Raw genomic sequence first — 19,257 nt, forward strand, 5'->3', positions numbered from 1 at the left:
GACGGTCCAAATCCAAGTCAGCCAATCCAGCCAGCCAATTCAGGGCAAGGACGTCTCTGGCGCCGTCAGCCTACCAGGGCAGCCAGTCGAACATGCCGCCGCTCTTACTCTTGGCGGCCGCCTCCCTCTTGAGGCGGCGTTCCTTCTTGTACTCGTCCTCGCCGAGGTCACCCTGCGGCGCGGTGGCGGCGGCAGCGCGGTATTGCACCGGCGGCTCGCTCAGATATCTGCGGGTGGTCGGGTCGCCCTGTTTGCCTTCAGCCCGGCGGCGCATGATTTCCGCGGCGCGGCTCTTGTCCGAATCGGCCGGAGTCCAGGCTGGCGGATGGCTCGAGCCCGACTGCTTCAGCGCGGCCTTGACCGACGCCGGATCCGTCTGCACGTCATCGATGACCTGCGCCTGGTAGGCCGGGTCGTCCTGATGCAGGGTGGCATCGGCGCGCAGGCGGGCACGGCGCTGCTCCGGCGATTCGGGCCATTCGGCGCTTGCCGTCTCGATGCTTTCCTGCGGCGGCGGCAAGACTTCCTTCTGCCCCGGACCTGGCTTCACCAGCGTGGGACGCGGCTTGTAGTCGATACTATCCTTGCGCTTGGGTGCGAAGGAAAAAGCCCCGGTGAGGTCGCCGGCAAGCTGCGCGCCCGCGGTCTTGTCGGTCCCGTAAGTGGGCGAGCCCATGCAGCCGGACAAAGCGAGGCCCGATACGACAAGCGGCGCCAGCAGCGCAACGCGCGCGTAAGTTCTCTCGGTCATGCCAAAAAGTCCCACTGTAGACAGCCTCTCGATTGCCGCCGGCCAAAGAAAGGTCCGGTCCCCATCGCCTATGCTCTTCCGACGGAATTCCGGCGACAATTTGTCGTCCGGAGTTTCGCGTGTTTACCTCAACCACTCGTTAAGGGCAACGCGCGGGGGCCGATCGGCCGCCCGCCGTGGCATTTGTGCACCGCCTTAAAGACGGCTCAAAGCCTTCAGCTCATGCAGAACAGCGGCGTCACGGGCCGAAACATCCGGGAATTCCGGATCTGAGCCGACATCGGCGGTGTAGCGCCAGGAGCGCGCGCACTTCACCAGGCCACGGTCCTCCGCCTTCTCGACGACCACGGCGACGCCCTTGACGTCGTCGAGGGTAAAGCTGCCCGCCGGCGCTTTGCCGTGCATGATAACCAGATCGCTGGTGATCGCCATCTCGGCCATGTCGACATCGGCGATCGCCGCTTCGAGCACGGCATCGTCGAGGGTGACGACCGGCACCGCTTCCAGCGAAGAGCCGATGACCTTCTGCGCACGGGCGATTTCCAACGCCCCGGTGACGACACGGCGGACCTGCCGCACCTTGCGCCACTTCTCCGCCAGCGCCTCGTTCTTCCAGTCCGCCGGGATCTCCGGGAACTGGTCGAGATGCAGAGAGACCGCATCCGGATGACGGTCGAGCCAAGCCTCTTCCATGGTGAAGGGCAGCATCGGCGCCAGCCATTTCACCAGGCAGTCGAAGAGATGGCGCACCACCTGCACGGAAGCCTTGCGCTTCACGCTGGAAGGCGCTTCGCAGTAAAGCGCATCCTTGCGGATGTCGAAATAGAAGGCCGACAGCTCTACCACCATGAAGTCGAGCAGCGCGCGGGTGATGCGCTTGAATTCGAACGCGTCGTAGCCCGAGCGTACGACCTCATCGAGCTCAGCGAGCCGGTGCAGCATCAGCCGCTCCAGTTCAGGCATCTTATCCAGCGGCACCTCCTCGCCATCGTCGTGGGCGAGCGTGCCCAGCATCCAGCGGATGGTGTTGCGCAGCTTGCGGTAGGCGTCGATATTGGTCTGCAGCACGTTCTTGCCGAGCCGCTGGTCTTCCCAATAATCGGTCGTCACCACCCACAGCCGCAAGATGTCGGCGCCGGACTGCCTGATGACGTCCTGCGGCACGACGGTGTTGCCGAGCGACTTCGACATTTTCCGCCCCTCCTCATCCATGGTGAAGCCATGGGTGACGACGGTGTCGTAGGGCGCCCTGCCCCTGGTGCCGCAGCTTTCGAGCAGCGAGGAGTGGAACCAGCCGCGATGCTGATCGGAGCCTTCGAGATAGACGTCGGCCGGCCATTTCAGGTCGGGCCGGTCCTCAAGCGTGAAGGCATGCGTCGAGCCTGAATCGAACCAGACATCGAGGATGTCCATGACCTGCTGCCATTTCGAGGCATCGTGATTGCCGAGGAACCGCTCCTTGGCGCCGGCGGCGAACCAGGCGTCGGCGCCTTCTTTCTCGAAGGCGTCCATGATGCGCTGGTTGACTGCCTCGTCGCGCAGCACATTGCCGTCGGCATCGGCAAAGACGGCGATCGGCACGCCCCAGGCGCGCTGGCGCGACAGCACCCAGTCGGGGCGCTCCTCGATCATGGCGCGGATGCGGTTCTGGCCGGCGGCGGGCACGAAGCGGGTATCGTCGATGGCTTTCAGGGCGCGGCTGCGCAGCGTCGTGCCGTCGCCAAGCTCCTTGTCCATATAGACGAACCATTGCGGCGTGTTGCGGAAGATGATCGGCTTCTTCGAGCGCCAGGAATGCGGATAGGAGTGCTTCAGGCGGCCGCGCGCGAACAGCGCGTTGCGCTTGATCAGCTCGTCGATGACAGCCTGGTTGGCGTTGCCCTTCTTGCCATTGTCGTCGATGACGCGCGCCGCTCCACCCTCGCGGTCCGGGCCGAAGCCCGGCGCGTCCTTGGTGAAGAAGCCGGCATCGTCGACGGTGAAGGGGATCGCGGTGTCGATGCCACGCTGGCGAAGATCAGAGGCAGCATCCATCCAGGCGTCGAAGTCTTCGCGGCCATGCCCCGGCGCGGTGTGGACGAAACCGGTGCCGGCATCGTCGGTGACGTGATCGCCGGCGAGCATCGGCACGGGGAAATCGTAGCCGCCACCCAGAGCCTTGAGGGGATGGGCAAGCGTAAGGTTTTCAAGCTCTTCGGCGCCAACGCTGCGAAGCCGATTCAGAGTGACCTTGGCCTTCGCGGCAGCGTCGTCCGCAAGCTTCTCGGCAAAGATCAGCTTTTCGCCGGGCTGAGGACCAAAGGCGTTCTCGGCCGCCGTAACCTCGTAGAGACCATAGTTGATGCGCGGCGAGTAATTGACGGCGCGGTTGCCGGGGATTGTCCACGGCGTCGTCGTCCAGATGACGACGTTGGCATCAAGCAGATCGAGCGACGTCTGCGTCAGCTTGGGGTCCAGGGCTGGCTGCCCATCCTCGATGTTGATGACCTGGCGAGCGAGGCTGACGACCGGAAACTTCGCCCAGATCGTGTCCGACTCATAGTCCTGGTATTCGACCTCCGCCTCGGCCAGCGCGGTGCGCTCGACCACACTCCACATAACCGGTTTGGAGCCGCGATAGAGCTGGCCGGACATGGCGAATTTCAGCAGCTCGCCGGCGATGCGCGCCTCGGCATGGAAAGCCATTGTCGTATAGGGATTGTCGAAGTCGCCGACGACGCCGAGCCGCTGGAATTCGGAACCCTGCACCTTGATCCAGTGCGCCGCAAACTCGCGGCATTCCTGCCGGAACTCGTTGACCGGCACCTCGTCCTTGTTCTTGCCCTTAGCGCGGTACTGCTCCTCGATTTTCCATTCGATCGGCAGGCCGTGGCAATCCCAACCGGGTACATAGTTCGAGTCATAGCCGCGCATCTGGAACGAGCGGGTGATGACGTCCTTGAGGATCTTGTTCAGCGCATGGCCGATATGGATGTTGCCATTCGCATACGGCGGCCCGTCGTGCAGCACGTATTTTTCGCGGCCGGCTGCGTCTTCGCGCAACTTGCGGTAAAGGTCCATGTCCTGCCAGCGTTTGACCAGCAGCGGTTCCTTTTCCGGCAAACCGGCGCGCATCGGGAAATCCGTCTGCGGCAGGTAGAGCGTTTTGGAATAGTCGATCGTCTCGGCGGTCTCGGTATCAGTCATTCGTCTGCCATATGCGTTGCCCGGCGGCAAAAGAGCCCGGGCGTTGAACTATCATGATCTGGAAAAAGCGCGAGAGGCGCGCGCAAGATTCCCGGCGGCTCCGGCGGCGGTCAGGCCGCCCGGAACACCGGGCCTGTAATTCGTATCGCAGTCGCGAATGCGCTGATAAAGTGCGTCATGACCGGGCTTTTAAACGAGGCCGGCCCTATTGAAAAGCCCGAACTCTGATGCTTCCTCCTAGGAGCATGTACCAACTGCGGTTTACATTTCACAGTTAGCGCGCCGGAAGGAACGAAATGTGACTCTGACGATTACCGAGTCCGAACGCGCCCTGCGACTTCGTATTTCAACGATGGCGGATCGTGTTTTCGGCAACCATGAAAGGGCGCAGCGCTGGCTGCGCAAGCGAAGTCGGGTGCTCAACGAGGCGCCCATCAATCTCCTACAATCCGAAACAAGTGCGATGCTTGTGGAAGAGGAACTCAACCGCATCGCCTACGGCATAGTCGCCTGAGCCATGCGGCTGCGCGCAGTATATAACCTGCGACATCACATCGAGAAATCGAAGCGATAGGTCGTCGACATGCCGATCATGAACTGATCCCTGGAGCCGCGCTCCTTGACCAGGCTGGAATCGGCGGCCGGGCCCATCAGGCGGGAATATTCGCCGAACAGACTGGCCGTCATCGGCTCGGTCACCTTCCAGGTCACCGCGCCGCCCAGGCCCGCCGACTTCACCCCGCCACCGGGATGATATTCGCTGAGCCCCGAGGCCAGGGACTCCTCGGCATCAACGCCGTAATTGGCGTCGAAATAGTCCGATGAGGCGAACGAAACGCGCGGTCCGGCCGAAATCCTGACGTCGGGCGTCACATCGTAAAAGGCGTCGGCGGCGATGTCGGCGACAAAGCCGTTATGGGCACGAATGCCGTGCCGCAATTCGGCGCGGGCACGCAGCCAATCCAAAGGATAGAATTCGAAGAAGCCGCCGGCCTCGCCGCCCCAGCGCACCGGGTCGAGGCCTTTCAATTCGTCGGCGTCACCACCGTCGCGGGAAAACAGGAACTTGCCCGTCAGGCCGGCGCGGACGCCGCCATCGTCGATCAATGCCAATGAGATATTGTCGTTGCGCGAGGTGAAGCGCGCCGCGGGACCAGCCTTGCCGAGCGAGATGATCGGCGAGGCGCTGAGCAGGTACTTCTTGCCGCCCTCGAAATTCGGGGCAATCATGCCGGTGGCGCCGACCGTCAGCTACCAGTCTCCGGACAGCCAGCCGAAGGTGCCCTCGCCGGCCTTGGCAACGCCGCAGGTGGCGAGCATGAATGCGGCCAGGACCGCCGGGATCGTCGGGACAGACCGCATCGTTACTCCATACGTCGAACACATTGGCCGATACAACCAGCCTTGACTGAAGCCATGGCGCCAGTTCGGTAAAATTTGACTTAATATCCATGACATCGGCGGCGTTGGCCGGCCTGTTCCGCATTGCAGTCGACTGTTTGGCGCACCAAGATTCCAGATCAAGTGTTTGGAATACGATAGCAGTTGCCTCGGCAGGGGTTACAAACATTCGCGGACAAACATGCCTGCGCCGTGAAGAGCGCGGCGACCGGCGCTCAACCCCGCATTCCAAACCGGCCAAGCGTGAATCATATGCGGCCAAATTTCGAGACGTACTTTGACGTCCGCCGCGCCGGCGGCTTCGGCGAGCCGAGTTGCGTCAGACATCAGCGTCTCGGCCGAACCGGCTTGTATCAGCATTGGGGGAAATCCGCTCAGATCGGCGAACAAAGGCGAGATCAGCGGATCGCGCCGACCAACGCCATTGGGAACATAGGCCGTTGCCAGTTCCTCCAAATACGCCCGGTGGATGATAGGGTCGATTGCGTCGTTGGTTGATAGTGTCGCGCCGGACATCGAAAGGTCCGTCCAGGGCGAAACCAGCCAAAGACATCGCGGCAACGGCTCGCCTGCCGCACGCAATATACTGACCAGGCACAGGGTAAGGTTGCCGCCCGCACTGTCTCCGCCAATCACGATGCGGTCCGGCGCGATGCCTTGCCGCCTCAGAAAGCGCCATGCGGTGAGTGCGTCTTCATGTTGCGCAGGGAAAGGATGTTCCGGTGCGCGGCGATAGTCGATCGCGAGGGTGCGTATTCCCATTGCCCGACCTGCCTCGGTAACCATTCGACGATGACTTTTAAGGGAGCCGGAGCAGTAGCCACCACCGTGGAAAAAGAGCAGAACCTTATCCCTGTCACTCCCAGGCGCCAGGGACCACTCGCCCGCGAGGCCATCGAAAACCACATGCTCGCATCGGATGTCCTCCGCGACTGGCCACACCGAACCGACTTCGTCGAGCCGTGCCCGGCGTTCGTCCCAGCGGACCGTTCGAGGCTTTGAGGTCAACAACCTGCGGACGGCGTTGATCTCCGTCAGATCGAGGTGTTCGTCCGCATCGCTCATTTTGCTTCCCTAGCCTCATCAAGCGTAGAAAACGGCATATAGCAGCAGCACACGTCATCGTATAAAGGGCCAATGCCAGCACTGGGAATTTTCGTTACACTTGCGCCGCGGCGAATACACGGGACGACGGGTCGCCCGTAAACCCGCTTGTTATCTTTTAGCACTGGCTCACCCCCCACATGATCGAATTATTCCATCTGGTATTTGGCCGCTTCGGGTCAAAAACGGAGGTCTAGCGGATCGCTCGGGAGTGTGGCGCTCACAGCCTGCTCGCTGGACGGGCAAGGCGATCGGCGCTACCTTCCGGAACAAAGAAGCTAGGCAACCTTGAGGGAGAAGGGCAATGACCGTGCACAGCGATGCCATGAAAGACGCCATTGGCCAGACGCGGGCGAAATGGGGGTGGTTCGTGGCGCTCGGGGTGCTGCTGCTTGTCTTCGGCGGCATCGCCTTCGGCAATCTGTTCATCGCAACCGTCGCCTCCGTCTTTGTCGTGGGCTGGCTGATGCTGATGGCCGGCATTGTTGAGATTATCCATGCCTTCGGCGTGAAGACATGGGGCCGCTTCTTCTATTGGCTGCTCAGCGGCCTCCTCTACGCCGTCGCCGGCTTCTTCGCCTTCGACAATCCGGTCCTCGCCTCGACGGTGCTGACCTTCCTCCTGGCGGTCGCGCTGCTTGCTTCAGGCGTGCTCAGGGCCTGGGTAGGCTACAGCCACCGGCCGCAGCCGGGCTGGGGCTGGGTGGTCGCGGCCGGCATCATCAGCGCACTGGCGGGACTGGTCATCGCCATGGGCTGGCCGGTCAACAGCGTGTGGGTGCTCGGCCTGTTCCTGGCCGTCGACCTGATCTTCCAGGGCTGGACCTTCATCGCCCTTGGCTTGGCACTGAAGAGATAAATTCTGGTTGAGCATGATCTTAATCGGAAAACCGGTTCCCAGTTTTTGCTTCGCTGACCTTCAGTTCGGGACCATGCTCTAAAAAGCTATGGCCGCGTCCAGCCCGGAAAGCGGCCTGACGCCGGCGAGCAGTGCCTTCGCCTCGGCCTCGTCACGCTTCATCTGGGCGACCAGCGCGTCAAGCCCATCGAACTTCACCTCCGAGCGCAGGTAGCCGAAGAAGGACACGGCACAAATCTCTCCATAGAGGTCGCCGGAAAAGTCAAAGACGAAGGTCTCCAGCAGCGGCGCGCCACTGTCGTCGACCGTCGGCCGGCGGCCGAAGCTGGCGACGCCATCATGTAGCGAACCGTCGGCGCGGCGGAAGCGGACGGCATAAATCCCTTCCTTGAGGGTGGCTTCCGGCGAAAGCCTCATGTTTGCGGTCGGAAAGCCGAGTGTCCGGCCGAGCTGCTGGCCGCCGATCACCTCCGCCTGGACGGTGAAACGGTAGCCGAGCAAGCCGGCGGCCTCGGCCACATTGCCCTCGCACAGCAGCGTGCGTATGCGGCTCGACGACACCACCTCGGCGCTTTCGTCGCGAAACGCATCCACCAGCGTGACGCCGAAGCCGTGGCGCTCGCCGGCAGCCATCAGATAGGCCGGACCGCCCTGGCGGTCCTTGCCGAAATGGAAATCGAAGCCGGTAACGGCGTGGCTTATGCCGAGGTTGCGCTCGAGCACGCCGGTGACGAAGGCCTCCGCCGACAAGGAGGCGAACTCGCGTGTGAACGGCTGTTCGACCAGCGCCGCAAAGCCCAGATGCGACAACAGCCGCGCCTTCATCGGCGGCGGCGTCAGCACGAACAACGGCATGTCCGGCCTAAACACCTTTCGCGGATGCGGTACGAAGGTCAGCACCAGGGCGGGTACGCCGCGACGCTCCGCTTCGGCGCGCGCGCGTTCGAGCACCGCCTGGTGGCCGCGGTGGACGCCGTCGAAATTGCCGATAGCCACCACGCCGCCGCGCAGATGGGCCGGCAGCGGTGCGGTTGCGGAAATGCGTTCGAACATGGCCGTCATGGCTTGAACCTATTGCAGCCTGGGAATCACCGCGACCGGCCTGTAGCCATATTTTTCCAGGAAGGCCGCGAGCCTGGCCGGATCCGGCTGCAGCGTCTCACCGTAATCGCGGGCATGGATGCCGCCCGATACGTAGAGCACGTCGAAGCCATTGTCGGCCGCGCCCTTGATGTCGGTCATCATGCCGTCGCCGATGGCCAGAACTTGCGAACGCTCGACCCGGCGGCCGAGAATGACGGCGATCTCCTTCATGGCGACGTCATAGACCGGCGCGTAGGGTTTGCCGGCGATCAGCGTGCGTCCGCCAAGCTGTGCGTATTCGCGGGCCAAAGCGCCTGCGCACCAGATCATGCGTTCGCCGCGCTCGACGACGATGTCGGGATTGGCGCAAATGAAGGGCAGGTTCCTGGCACGCAGCCTCTGCAGAAGATCGGCATAATCTTCCGGCTTCTCCACCTCGTCGTCGAACAGGCCGGTGCAGACCACGCCGGATGCTTCGAACTCCTCGACGAGTTCGACGTCGAGGCCCTCATAGAGCGTGAAATCCCGATCGGCGCCTATGTGGAAGATCTTTCGCGGCCCTTCGGCGATCAGGTCGCGGGTAACGTCGCCGGACGTCACGACACGGTCGTAGGCGGCGGGCGGAACGCCGATGGCGTTCATCTGTGCCACCACGTCGGCGCTGCGACGCGGCGAATTGGTGATCAGCACGACAGGTATTTTCGCCGCGCGAGCAGCGATCAGCGCGGCAGCCGCCGCCGGGAAATGCCATTCGCCATTGTGCACCACGCCCCAGACGTCGCACAGGATGGCTGAATAGGCTCCCGACAGGTCTGCGAGCGAACCGATGATGTCGGGCGAATCCGCCATGCCGTTGTCCCTGTACCATGATGCTTGCAAGCGCCGCGACCGACGGTCCGTAGCGGCCGGCCCGGATTAACCGAAGCGCTTCGCTCTGTCACCAGCTTTCGTTGTGCCCGCAAGATTGCCGCCCGGGGACGCCGGCGAGGACGTGATGGCGAAAGCCTTCTTTTTCAGAGCCTTATGGGGCTTTGCCGCGGAGCAGCATTGCCGATTGCGGACGTGTGGTTAACGGGCATTGAAAAACCGTGCCGACCTTGAACGTATTTTAGCAATCGGAAATTTAAAAATGCGTGGCATCGTCCGGAAAAAAACAGGGCGGGCGGGAATGCTGAAGGCAATGATCGGAAATTTCCGACGCGACAGACGTGGCAACTACTCCTTAATGACCGCAATCACCATTGTACCGCTGATGGGCGGGTTGGCGCTCAGTGTCGATTACGGGGAGTTGCTGCGCCAAAAGCACGAAACGCTGAACGCACTTGATGCGGCCGGCCTCGCCGCCGCCCAGCAGATCGTTGCCGGCGCCAGCGACGACGACGTCAAGGCCTACGCCAAGACATTTTTCGAAACCAATCTCGCACGTATCGACCCGGCGAACACAGCGCTGACCGTCACGCTGCCCAACAACAATGCCGGCGGCGGCACCTTGAAGCTCTGCGCCGGCCTCACCTTCCACCCCTATTTTCTACCGGCCGCCAGCCTGCTGATCGGCGGCACGGCAAGCGACACGACCTTCACCGAATGTTCGGAACTCCGCCTCAAGAACACCCTCGAAGTCGCGCTTGTGCTGGATAATTCCGGCTCGATGAGCGATCTCGGCTCCGGCACCGGCGAGAAGCGAATAGACCTGCTGAAGTCGGCCGCCAAGCAGCTTGTCGATACGCTGGCGCTTCAGGCGCAGCAGATGAAGCAGATCACCAAACCGGTGCAGTTTTCTCTCGTGCCGTTTGCGGCCTCGGTCAATGTCGGCCCTACCCACGACCAGGACAGCTGGATGGATCAGGACGGCATCTCCCCGATCCAGCACGAGGATTTCGACTGGACGACGATGAGTGCCGCCAACAATCCGGACAAATATGCCGAGAAGCTCAACGGCGTCTGGTACAAGCGCGGCACCGGCTGGGGCGAGACCAAGGACCAGCCGCTGACGCGTTTCAGCCTCTACGCCGACATGACGGTCGAATCGGGCCGCGAAGAGGTACCCAATTCGAAGCAATATGTCTGCGACACATACAAGAAGAACGGCACCTGCCAGTACGGCCACTGGAGCGCACCGGAATATATCTACACCACAAGCCGCTATGCGAGCTGGCAAGGTTGCGTCGAAGCACGGCCATATCCCTACAATGTCGACGACACCACGCCCGATACAGCCGCGCCGGCCACGCTCTTCGTGCCGATGTTCGCCCCGGATGAGGCTGGCACTCTGTGGCTCGATTTCAACCGTGACGGCATCAACGACGTCATCAGCACGTCCTACAATTACGGCAACAACTGGTGGGCCGATTGGCCCTATGTCGCCGGTCCTACCGCTTCCCAGCGCCAGTCTGACATGCGCAAATATTTCCTGGTAAAACCATACGGTTCGCAATCCGCAGCCGCGGGCGATGGGCCGAATTCCTCCTGCACCACCAACCCGATCACGCCGTTGAAGGACGTCAGCCAGGACGCAGAGAAGCAGGAGATCAAGGACGCCATCGACGCCATGGCGCCGGCCGGCAACACCAACGTGCCGGAGGGCCTTGCCTGGGGCTGGCGAACTGTATCGAGCAACCCACCGTTCACCGATGGTCGGCCGAACAGCGAGAGGGGCAACGACAAGGTGGTCGTGGTGCTGACCGACGGAGCCAATACTTATAGTGCCGTCAGCGACGGCAGCTACGCCAACAACAGGTCGACCTACGCCGCCTACGGCTACACTGGGCTGACCTATCCGGGATCTGGAAGCGTAACCCGCCTGTTCATGAATACCAGCACCGATATCGGCAAGACCACCTATACCGGTGCCAACTACACGGCAGCACTCGACGAGCAGATGAAAACGCTCTGCGCCAATGCAAAGAATTCGAACGTTCTGGTGATGACGGTGGCGCTCGACCTGTCGCCCACAGATGCCAGCGACAAGAAGGCAATCGATGCGCTGAAGGCGTGTTCGTCGGATTCGCGCTTCCGCAAGGATTCGGCCGACCCGAGCAAGCCTGCCAAGCTGTTCTGGAATGCAACCGGCGCGACGCTGTCCGACAATTTCAAGGAAATCGCCAACGAATTGTCGAACCTGCGCATCGTCGGCTGAAGGCGATGGGATTGGCAACTAAGGCAGGGGGCCCGGCGCGCTGGCGCAAAGGCTCCTGCCGTCATGCCCTTGCGGGTGATGGAAGCATGTGGTGAGTGTCCCCACCCGGAGATGCGCTCTTGCCTGAACCCGCCAACCACCTTGCCTTCGCGCTGGTCTGCCTCGGCATGGTGCTGACGCCCGGCCCGAACATGATCTATCTGATCTCGCGCTCGCTGTCGCAAGGGCCGAAGGCCGGGCTGATCTCGCTGGGCGGTGTGGCGCTCGGTTTTTTGTTCTATGTGCTGTCGGCGGCGTTCGGCATCACCGCGCTGCTGCTCGCCGTGCCCTTTGCCTATGATGTGCTGCGCCTTGCCGGCGCGCTTTATTTGCTGTGGCTCGCCTGGCAAGCGGTGAAGCCCGGCGGGCGCTCGCCCTTCCAGATCCGCGAACTGCCGAAAGACAGGCCGCGCAAGCTGTTCGCCATGGGCCTGATGACCAACCTGCTCAACCCGAAGGTGGCAGTGCTCTATCTGTCGCTGCTGCCGCAATTCATCAGCCCCGGCAAGGGCCACGTGCTGTCGCAGCTTCTGGTGCTCGGTGCCACGCAGGTCGCGATCAGCCTGACCGTCAACGCCATCATCGCGGTGACGGCCGGCTCGATCGCCATCTTCCTCGCCGGGCGGCCGCTATGGCTGGTGATCCAGCGCTGGATGATGGGCACGGTGCTGACCGCGCTGGCCGTCAAGATGGCAACCGACGCGCAACGCTGATCGGTCCTACATCGGCCGCCTGACCTGCTCTGCCCGCTCCGGTTCGACCACCCTGCGGTAGAGATGCCAGGTCGCGTGGCCAAGGATGGGCATGACGACGGCAAGCCCGGCAAATAGCGGGATCGAGCCGATGACCAGGAGCACGGCGACCATCAGGCCCCACAGCGCCATCTGCAGCGGGTTTGTCATAACTGCGCGCGCCGACGTCTCGACTGCCGAGACCGCGCCGACGTCGCGGTCGAGCAGCAGCGGAAAGGCGACGACAGTCGTCGCCAGCACGATCGCGGCGAAGGCGAACCCGGCCAGGTTGCCGAGCAGGATCAGCGTCCAGCCCTTGCTGGTCGTCAGCACTTCGCGAATAAAGCCGACGATAGAGGCCGGAGGCTGATTGCCGTACAGGCTGGTGTAGATCGATTGCGCGGTGAACAGCCAGAGCAGGAACAGTACCACCAGCGTGATACCGATGACTGCAATCGCGGGCAGCGCCGGGGAGTGGCGCACGTCGAGCGCATGCCACCAGGATGTATCCATGCCGAACTCGCGCCGGCGGCTGATTTCGTAAAGGCCGATAGCGGCGAACGGACCGACCAATGCGAAGCCGGACATCAGCGGATAGATGAGTTGGATGGCGTTCGAGCCCGAGGTCCACTGCGTCAGGATCAGGCCGACCACCGGATAGATCAGGCACAGGAACACATAATGCGACGGCTTGGCCCAGAAATCCTCTACGCCGAGACGGAGCGCATCTATCAGATCCTCGGTGCTGATGCGGCGCACCGTGGGCTGTACATGCATTCCACGTGCGTCCGCCATGACATGAAAGCCGGCCATAACCTTTCTCCCGTGTGTCGGGGCGGTCACCGCCAGGATGGCCGCCCGCAGCTGCCACTTCAAGAACGCCCGTAAGATAGCGGATCTCGGCGTGCTTGTCGCCACCGCCCGGCGCCGGGGCGCCGGGCGGCTGAACGAACGGATTAGGCCGCGAAGCGATCGATCACCTCGGCCAGCGGCACGTGACCGAGGCAAGCGCCTGACCCGGCGGGCTTTTCGCCAGCCTCGACAGCGAGCGCGTATCGCACGGCCGGATCGGCTTCGATGCGGCGACGTAGCGCCGCCACCCTGGGATAAGCGGCGCCGTCGACCGCCTGGTGGAACTCCGCCCAGCGCGCCACGCCGATCAGCGTGGTAGCGGCAAGCGTCAGCCGGTCGCCGACCAGGAAATCCGTGTCGAGGATCATCGCCTCGAGCTGGTCATGGCGGTTGGTAACGACCTTGCGGCCAAAGTCACGCAAGGTCGCCAGCAGCACCGGTTCGGCCGGCTCCATTTCATAAGCAGCCCAGAGCGGGGTGAAAGCGGCGGTGAAACCGGTGTTCACGAAAGCCATCAGCTGGTGCATCCGGTCGGCTTCCGGCGAGCGAGACTCAAAGCTGATACGACGTTGCGTATCGCGAGCTTCGAGCCAGGCGGCAATCGCCATGGTCTCGGTGAGCACCCTGCCTTCGTCGGTGATCAACACCGGCGTTTCCTGGCGGCCGTTGATACTGGCATAGGCGTCGTTCTTCATCTCAGCGAGCATGTCGACACGACACAGGCGGTAGCGTTGTTCGAGGCGTTCAAAAGCAGCGACAAGCCCCATCGAACTTCCCAGCGGGAAGCCGTAAAGGAGAATAGGTTCCATTTCTTTGTCTCTTCCATGATTTAGGGGTCACGCTGCGCAGCGAAACTTGACCCTAAACGCTGGTCGCCCCATGTAAATTACGCACTATTCTGTAACCAGGTCCCGCCATGAAAGATGTCGTCTCACGCTGCCCGATCGAGGAGACCATGCGTGTGCTCAGCGGTCGCTGGCCCACCTTGCTGCTCTATTATCTCAAGGACGGTACCAAGCGCTTCAGCGACCTGAGGCGTGACAATCCGACAGTGTCGCACCGCATCCTGGCGCTCGAACTACGCAAGCTGGAGGAAGCCGGGATTGTGCGGCGAACAGCGCATGCCGGCTATCCGCTACACGTGGATTACGACCTGACGGAGCCCGGTCTCAAGCTTGTGCCGCTCATCGACGCCCTGGGCGATTGGTGGGAAGATACCGAGGACGATCGGGCCAGCCGGGCTACATCGACGCCGGAAACCAAACTCGTGGCGGCGGAATAGCCGACCGGCGATCACCGCGCCGCCAAGAACTGCCGGCGAGAGCCCAGCGCTCCAAGCCGTTCATACATTAGATCCCGCAAGACCAAGGCGACCGGCTATGAGGCGCGCCATTGTGGTCGGCCAAACCGGACAAGGCACGGGCCATCCAGCACCAACTCCTGTAGCATAGCTCGCCAATCCCGATCACCTGACCCGCCGTTCGATCTCATTGCCCGATCAGATCGGCTTGACTATGCTGGATGGCTGTCGCTTTCGATTCTGACGTGAATGAAGAGCCTACTTATCCTCTTGAAGTTTCTCCTGAGACTTTGCCATTTGATCGTCCCCAAGTTCCATATTGTGCATCGTTGTAATCAACCATTCATCATGATCCCGCGTCGCCACTACGCTGATTAATCCGCGCCGACGCGGCCATTCGTTTCCCATCGGATCGAGCGCGCCAGTCATGGACCACCGCAGGTCGAGCGTGGCAACGTCAGGGCGAACAAGCCTGTTCCGCACGCTTTCGGCGGATAGATGGCTGTGCTTGAACATCTTCTCAAAAATTGGGGCATGGAACTGCTCGATCTTGTCACGTCCAGTCGCCTGCATACCGAAGACGTTTGTAAACTCGGCATCTGCCGCGAATACGGCGGCAAAGGCGCGAGCATCGTGACGATTCCAAGCTTCGATCAGCCTGTGCGCGACACTTTCCACCCCTTCAGTTCGGATGTTGCCGGTAGCCATGCTGATCTCCTGTCATATAGTTCGGTTGCCATACTATATGGGCACCATATAAGTTTGGAAAGATGGATAATCAGCCATACACGCAGTCTCTGCTTCTCTATGCTTATCAATCGTCGGCGAGCGCTTTGGTCCAGGTGCTCCGGGAGAGCGGCCATTCGGCAATCAAGCCCAAACACGGCGCTGTATTCGCCAACATCGACGCGGAAGGAACCCGACCCAGCGTCCTCGCAGAGCGTGCGGGCATTGGCAAAGCATCGATGGGTGAGTTGATCGATGAACTGGAGCGCCTCGGTTATGTTCGGCGTTCACATGATCCGAACGACCGACGGGCCAAATTAATCGTTGCAACTGACGAGGCGCTTGCGGTGATCCGGACCGTCCACGATTTCAATCAGCGTCTCGAAGACCAATACCGAAGGCTGCTTGGTGCTCAGGCGTACGAATCGCTCCGGTCGTCATTGCAAGCGATATCCCCCAGCGAAAATTTGCAACCGAGGATACCTCGCCAGCGCTCGTGAAGCCGCAAAGGTAGGGCAAAAGAAGCTCTCTGTCCGTGAATGCCTGACTGGGTATCGAGTCCCTGGGAGTGTCGAGCCCGAACAGCCGCCTGGGCGAATGCTGCCATCCGAGCAAGCCTGTTTCGATTGAGCGGTGAAATCAATCTGACACAGTGCCATCGCGTCGAAACCATTCATCACGCATTTTCACCGCCCTGCCCGGCAAAAGCCATGATCGCGGTTATGTCAGGCCGGCATGACCGTTACGAAAATCGAAAATTATGAGGCCCAACCAAGCCTAAGCAGGCGCGTGCTGCTCAGAGCTGCCGGCCTTGGCGCCCTTGCCGGGCTCACCGGATGCGCAACCGCCGTGCTGCCTACCGGCGAAAGCGCCGGTGTCTCTGCTTCCGCCGCCGGCACGCTGGCCGGCATCCGTGCTTCGGCGGGTCTCGGGCCGCTTGTCCCCGATGCGCCGCTCGAGCAGGCGGCGCTGCAGCAGGCCGGCTATATGGCGCGCGGCGGCCGAATGAACCACACCACCGGCTGGGGCAAGGACTTTGCCTCGCGCGTCAAAGACAATGGCATTGCCGGCGCTGCCGCCGAAAACATCGCCGAAGGCCGCTTCGACCAGCAGAAGCTGTTTGATATCTGGGTGCATTCGCCAGGCCACCGCCGCAACATGCTCGACCCGCGCTTCACCCGCTTCGGCCTCGCCTATGTGCGCGACGGCCGCGACAGCACGCTTCGCTATTGGTGCCTTGTGCTCGGCAGATAATTTCCGCCATTTGGTCGGCGGAAGCCTGCTGGCGACCGATCCGTCAGTTTTTGCGGCCGCCGCCGAGCAATTCCTCGATGTCCTGCGCACAAAGCGGCCTGCTGAAATGATAGCCCTGCATTTCGTCGCAATTGTTCCTGCGCAGGAAAGCCACCTGATCATCTGTCTCAACGCCCTCGGCGATGACCCTCAGGTTGAGATTTTGCCCCAATGAAATCACCGCGCTGGCCACAGCCTGATCGTTCTCGTCGGCGGCGAGATCCTTGATGAAGGACTTGTCGATCTTCAGCCGCGCCACGGGAAAGGTCTTGAGTGCGCTGAGGCTGGAATAGCCGGTGCCGAAATCATCGATCGAGATCTGGACACCCAGGCTTTGCAGGGCGTTCATGGTGGCGACCGCCAGCTCGATATCCTGCATGATAAGGCTCTCGGTCACCTCCAGCTCGAGATACCTGGCCTCCAGGCCGCTGTCCTTCAGCGCGCTGACGATGCGATCGATCAGGTTGCGCTCCCTGAATTGCCGCGCCGACACATTCACGCAAACGGTCAAGGGCGGCAGTCCTGCGTCTTGCCAGGCTTTGTTCTGCCGGCACGCCTCATGCAGAACCCAGTCGCCGATCGGTACGATCAGACCTGTCTCCTCGGCGGTCGGGATGAACATCGTCGGCATTACCGTGCCAAGCGTTGGGTGGTTCCAGCGTATCAGCGCCTCGACCGCAAAAACCCGACCTGACCGAAGGTCCACCTGCGGTTGGTAGAGCAGCGTGAATTCCGAACGCGCCAAGGCGTTTCGCAACTCTTCCTGAAGCACGAATTTTTCATGCGCCCTGGTGTTGAACTCCGGAGCGTAAAACTGGAAATTATCGCGGCCGAACTCCTTGGCGCGATACATGGCCGCATCGGCATTTGCCAGCAGCGTATCGGGATCCGTTCCATCCTTGGGATAGTTGGCAATGCCGATACTGGCCGTCGCCCGCACAAGATGCGCTCCGAGCTGAACCGGCTCGGCGAGTGCAGCCCTGAGCTTTTGCAAGGTCTCGGAAACGAGATCGACGTTCGCCGGCTGGTCGAAAAGCACGACGACGAATTCGTCGCCGCCAAGTCGCACGACGGTATCGGTCGCCCGGACGCAGTCGACCATGCGACTTGCGACGATCTTCAGGAGCTCGTCGCCGGCATTGTGGCCGAGCGTGTCGTTGACGAATTTGAAATTGTCCAGATCGATGAACACCACTGTCACCCAGCGATCGTATCGCTGGGCGTACAAGACCGCCTGTGAAAGCCGGTCCTCCAACAAGGCGCGATTGGGAAGCCCGGTCAGCACGTCATGATTGGCCATGAAGTGGATCCGGTCTTCGGCCTGTTTGCGTTCGATGGCGATTCCGGCGATGCGCGTGGTGAAATCGATGAGGCGAGTCTCGGCCTCGGTCGGTTCGCGCACCGTCATAGAATACATCGCAAAAACGCCGAGCACGGCGCCCTGATGCGACAGGATCGGCGTCGACCAGCATGAACGCAAACCGTGTGGCCGCGCGAGTTCGCGATAGTCCTGCCAAAGCGGATCCTGCATGATGTCAGCGACAATCACCGGCTCGCGCCGATAGACTGCGGTACCGCAAGACCCTGCCCTTGGGCCTACCGCGGCGCCGTCGACGGCGTCGGTGTAGTCTCTCGCCAGGCTCGGCGCGGCGGCGTGGCGCAAGTGGCTGCCATCCTTGTCGAGCAGCAAGACCGAACCGAATATCCCCGCCAGTTGGGACTCGACCAGACGCATGAGCCGCTCGAGCACGTCTTCGAGGGGAGCGCTCTTTGCGATCATCTCGAGGATATGCGCCTGCCCGTCGCGAAGGATTTCGGCCTGCTTGCGCGCAGTGATGTCGCGGGCAATGCCGACGAGGCCGAAAATGTTGTTCTGAACGTTGCGCAACGGCAGTTTCGTAGACAGGAACCATTTGCCGGTGCCTGACGCATCGACGACGAACTCCTCCTGGTCGATCATCGGTTTTCCGTCGCGCATCAGTTGCTGCTCGATGAGGCGAAATTTCTGCGCAAGATCCGGCGCGTGAAGATCGAAGTCACTCAGACCGATCATGTCGCTCGTGCTGTCTCGACCGCTGTCGGACGCGATGGCTCGGTTGGCGACGACGAAGCGGCTTTCGGTGTCCTTCACCCACATGTAGTCAGGCACCAGGTCGATCAGCGTCTGCAAGGAGATACGCTCGTCGACGACCAAGCGGTTGGCGCTGAGCTCGCTGATGTCCTCATGCGTGGCCACCCAGCCGCCGTCAGGCATCGGCTGATGGCAGACCTGAATTGTCCGGCCATCGGCGAGCTCGGCTGTCCAGTTCCCCGAAGCCGTGCCCGAATTGACTGCCCGGGCCAACGCCAGATAAGCGTCCGCATTCATTGCCGAGGTTCCGACAGCGACGCGCCGCTCGACGATTTCGCGCAGCGCCGCACCCGGCTGCAATTGCTCCGGTGCAAGGCGATAGATTTCCGCATAGCGTCGATTGCACAGGATCAGCCGTTCATCGGCATCAAAGAAACAGATGCCTTGCGAGATGTTCTCTATCGCGGTCTGGAACCGCAGTGCCTGGTCCTGAAGTGCCGCAATCGTGGCGCGCAGCTCGCGCTCGAGGGCCTCATATGAGGCAGTCGCCAGTTGTGCCAGCGTCGTCAAATTTGCGGATTCGGGCGCGTCGGCGGTTTGCCTGGATGACTTCGTGGCCAAACACAATTCCTCCCGCTGATGCTTGAGGCAAGCTAAGGAGGCTCGCCTTCAACCCAAAAGCGACTGCATATTGGTCCGGATATACTAATGGCAGGTGAACCTGG

At 61.8% G+C, this 19,257-nt stretch carries 16 protein-coding genes and 1 pseudogene; 7 read left to right on the top strand and 10 right to left on the bottom strand.

Annotated elements, in window-relative coordinates; translation table 11 throughout:
- Positions 1–70: 70 nt before the first annotated feature.
- Entirely contained in the window at positions 71–751 is a 681-nt protein-coding gene (locus tag NKJ32_RS19255; RefSeq protein ID WP_352458053.1) for a hypothetical protein, read from the bottom strand.
- Positions 752–946: 195 nt separating this feature from the next.
- Entirely contained in the window at positions 947–3,937 is a 2,991-nt protein-coding gene (gene ileS / locus NKJ32_RS19260) for an isoleucine--tRNA ligase (protein ID WP_352828514.1), read from the bottom strand.
- 298 nt (positions 3,938–4,235) lie between these two features.
- Between ileS and NKJ32_RS19265 the strand changes: the two genes are divergently transcribed.
- Positions 4,236–4,451 carry an antitoxin Xre/MbcA/ParS toxin-binding domain-containing protein gene (locus NKJ32_RS19265; protein WP_352569773.1) on the top strand — a complete coding sequence of 72 codons (216 nt, stop codon included), beginning with the start codon at positions 4,236–4,238 and terminating at the stop codon, positions 4,449–4,451.
- A 35-nt stretch (positions 4,452–4,486) separates the two neighbouring features.
- Here NKJ32_RS19265 and NKJ32_RS19270 read toward each other — a convergent pair.
- Both NKJ32_RS19270 and NKJ32_RS19275 read right to left on the bottom strand, forming a co-directional pair.
- A pseudogene (locus NKJ32_RS19270) lies at positions 4,487–5,423 on the bottom strand (MipA/OmpV family protein).
- Positions 5,424–5,497: 74 nt separating this feature from the next.
- Entirely contained in the window at positions 5,498–6,403 is a 906-nt protein-coding gene (locus NKJ32_RS19275; RefSeq protein WP_352569771.1) for an alpha/beta hydrolase, read from the bottom strand.
- Positions 6,404–6,746: 343 nt separating this feature from the next.
- On the opposite strand from NKJ32_RS19275, the gene NKJ32_RS19280 reads away from it, so the two are divergent.
- Complete coding sequence (locus NKJ32_RS19280; RefSeq protein ID WP_023674340.1) at positions 6,747–7,301, top strand: HdeD family acid-resistance protein; 555 nt, start codon at positions 6,747–6,749, stop codon at positions 7,299–7,301.
- 78 nt (positions 7,302–7,379) lie between these two features.
- Here the strand turns inward: NKJ32_RS19280 and NKJ32_RS19285 are convergent, their stop codons facing one another.
- Together NKJ32_RS19285 and NKJ32_RS19290 are read right to left on the bottom strand one after the other, a co-directional pair.
- Complete coding sequence (locus tag NKJ32_RS19285) at positions 7,380–8,363, bottom strand: bifunctional riboflavin kinase/FAD synthetase (RefSeq protein ID WP_023674339.1); 984 nt, start codon at positions 8,361–8,363, stop codon at positions 7,380–7,382.
- A 9-nt stretch (positions 8,364–8,372) separates the two neighbouring features.
- Entirely contained in the window at positions 8,373–9,233 is an 861-nt protein-coding gene (locus NKJ32_RS19290) for a TIGR01459 family HAD-type hydrolase (RefSeq protein WP_023674338.1), read from the bottom strand.
- Between the two features lie 331 nt (positions 9,234–9,564).
- Between NKJ32_RS19290 and NKJ32_RS19295 the strand changes: the two genes are divergently transcribed.
- The gene (locus NKJ32_RS19295; protein WP_352828528.1) at positions 9,565–11,520 is read left to right on the top strand and encodes a pilus assembly protein TadG-related protein; all 1,956 of its coding nucleotides are present in this window, start codon (positions 9,565–9,567) and stop codon (positions 11,518–11,520) included.
- Positions 11,521–11,639: 119 nt separating this feature from the next.
- A complete protein-coding gene (locus NKJ32_RS19300) occupies positions 11,640–12,272 on the top strand; it encodes a LysE family translocator (RefSeq protein WP_023674336.1) in 633 nt (210 codons plus the stop codon).
- A 6-nt stretch (positions 12,273–12,278) separates the two neighbouring features.
- On the opposite strand, the gene NKJ32_RS19305 is transcribed toward NKJ32_RS19300, so the two are convergent.
- Complete coding sequence (locus NKJ32_RS19305) at positions 12,279–13,103, bottom strand: DUF2189 domain-containing protein (protein ID WP_023674335.1); 825 nt, start codon at positions 13,101–13,103, stop codon at positions 12,279–12,281.
- Positions 13,104–13,246: 143 nt separating this feature from the next.
- Positions 13,247–13,951 carry a glutathione S-transferase family protein gene (locus tag NKJ32_RS19310; protein WP_352755942.1) on the bottom strand — a complete coding sequence of 235 codons (705 nt, stop codon included), beginning with the start codon at positions 13,949–13,951 and terminating at the stop codon, positions 13,247–13,249.
- A gap of 107 nt (positions 13,952–14,058) precedes the next feature.
- Here NKJ32_RS19310 and NKJ32_RS19315 point away from each other — a divergent pair, with 107 nt between their 5' ends.
- On the top strand, positions 14,059–14,424 hold the full coding sequence (locus NKJ32_RS19315) for a winged helix-turn-helix transcriptional regulator (protein WP_023674333.1): 366 nt from the start codon (positions 14,059–14,061) through the stop codon (positions 14,422–14,424).
- Between the two features lie 276 nt (positions 14,425–14,700).
- Here the strand turns inward: NKJ32_RS19315 and NKJ32_RS19320 are convergent, their stop codons facing one another.
- A complete protein-coding gene (locus tag NKJ32_RS19320; RefSeq protein ID WP_352636559.1) occupies positions 14,701–15,150 on the bottom strand; it encodes an SgcJ/EcaC family oxidoreductase in 450 nt (149 codons plus the stop codon).
- Positions 15,151–15,212: 62 nt separating this feature from the next.
- Here NKJ32_RS19320 and NKJ32_RS19325 point away from each other — a divergent pair, with 62 nt between their 5' ends.
- The gene (locus tag NKJ32_RS19325) at positions 15,213–15,668 is read left to right on the top strand and encodes a MarR family winged helix-turn-helix transcriptional regulator (RefSeq protein ID WP_352592996.1); all 456 of its coding nucleotides are present in this window, start codon (positions 15,213–15,215) and stop codon (positions 15,666–15,668) included.
- Positions 15,669–15,903: 235 nt separating this feature from the next.
- Positions 15,904–16,422 carry a CAP domain-containing protein gene (locus NKJ32_RS19330; RefSeq protein WP_352636558.1) on the top strand — a complete coding sequence of 173 codons (519 nt, stop codon included), beginning with the start codon at positions 15,904–15,906 and terminating at the stop codon, positions 16,420–16,422.
- 43 nt (positions 16,423–16,465) lie between these two features.
- Here the strand turns inward: NKJ32_RS19330 and NKJ32_RS19335 are convergent, their stop codons facing one another.
- A complete protein-coding gene (locus NKJ32_RS19335; protein WP_352755941.1) occupies positions 16,466–19,153 on the bottom strand; it encodes an EAL domain-containing protein in 2,688 nt (895 codons plus the stop codon).
- Positions 19,154–19,257: the final 104 nt, after the last annotated feature.

It is taken from the genome of Mesorhizobium sp. M0159, from assembly GCF_040322295.1.
GTDB lineage: Bacteria > Pseudomonadota > Alphaproteobacteria > Rhizobiales > Rhizobiaceae > Mesorhizobium.

Bases quoted from the DNA above. Each gene is read 5' to 3' on its own strand.
- NKJ32_RS19315 (WP_023674333.1), top strand. From the start codon at position 14,059: ATGAAAGATGTCGTCTCACGCTGCCCGATCGAGGAGACCATGCGTGTG.
- NKJ32_RS19330 (WP_352636558.1), top strand. From the start codon at position 15,904: ATGACCGTTACGAAAATCGAAAATTATGAGGCCCAACCAAGCCTAAGC.
- ileS (WP_352828514.1), bottom strand. From the start codon at position 3,937: ATGACTGATACCGAGACCGCCGAGACGATCGACTATTCCAAAACGCTC.
- NKJ32_RS19290 (WP_023674338.1), bottom strand. From the start codon at position 9,233: ATGGCGGATTCGCCCGACATCATCGGTTCGCTCGCAGACCTGTCGGGA.
- NKJ32_RS19325 (WP_352592996.1), top strand. From the start codon at position 15,213: ATGGATAATCAGCCATACACGCAGTCTCTGCTTCTCTATGCTTATCAA.
- NKJ32_RS19305 (WP_023674335.1), bottom strand. From the start codon at position 13,103: ATGGCCGGCTTTCATGTCATGGCGGACGCACGTGGAATGCATGTACAG.
- NKJ32_RS19255 (WP_352458053.1), bottom strand. From the start codon at position 751: ATGACCGAGAGAACTTACGCGCGCGTTGCGCTGCTGGCGCCGCTTGTC.
- NKJ32_RS19320 (WP_352636559.1), bottom strand. From the start codon at position 15,150: ATGGCTACCGGCAACATCCGAACTGAAGGGGTGGAAAGTGTCGCGCAC.
- NKJ32_RS19310 (WP_352755942.1), bottom strand. From the start codon at position 13,951: ATGGAACCTATTCTCCTTTACGGCTTCCCGCTGGGAAGTTCGATGGGG.
- NKJ32_RS19285 (WP_023674339.1), bottom strand. From the start codon at position 8,363: ATGACGGCCATGTTCGAACGCATTTCCGCAACCGCACCGCTGCCGGCC.
- NKJ32_RS19280 (WP_023674340.1), top strand. From the start codon at position 6,747: ATGACCGTGCACAGCGATGCCATGAAAGACGCCATTGGCCAGACGCGG.
- NKJ32_RS19295 (WP_352828528.1), top strand. From the start codon at position 9,565: ATGATCGGAAATTTCCGACGCGACAGACGTGGCAACTACTCCTTAATG.
- NKJ32_RS19275 (WP_352569771.1), bottom strand. From the start codon at position 6,403: ATGAGCGATGCGGACGAACACCTCGATCTGACGGAGATCAACGCCGTC.